General features: G+C 48.0%; 1 protein-coding gene. It reads left to right on the plus strand.

Features of this window, described 5'->3' with window-relative positions:
* Positions 1-193, plus strand: a 193-nt coding sequence (locus HMPREF3053_RS11140) for a hypothetical protein (protein ID WP_210400033.1), incomplete at its 5' end; no start/stop codon positions are given.
* Between the last annotated feature and the right edge of the window lie 80 nt (positions 194-273).

Consider the following 273-nt stretch of genomic DNA (forward strand, 5'->3'; position numbering starts at 1 on the left):
GTGTGTTGCTGGTGGGTGCCGGGGGCCTTTGTTTGTTTTGGGTCCTTTTGTGCTTGCGGGTGATGGATTGCGTGGCGGCGCCTTTGTTTGGGTGCTTTTCGCGTGGTTTTTTCATTTGTGGGAAAGATCATGGTTGTTCTCTTCTTTTTTGGCCTCGTCGGTTCGAAGGGGAGAACGTTTTATTTTTGGATAACGGCCAGGCCGCATGCATTGTTTGTGTGTGGTGGTTGTTTGTCTGTTTTTGTCAGGTTTTTGGGCCTTTCATTGTTTTTT

It is taken from the genome of Corynebacterium sp. HMSC064E07 (genome assembly GCF_001815745.1).
In the GTDB taxonomy this organism is placed as follows: domain Bacteria; phylum Actinomycetota; class Actinomycetes; order Mycobacteriales; family Mycobacteriaceae; genus Corynebacterium; species Corynebacterium jeikeium_D.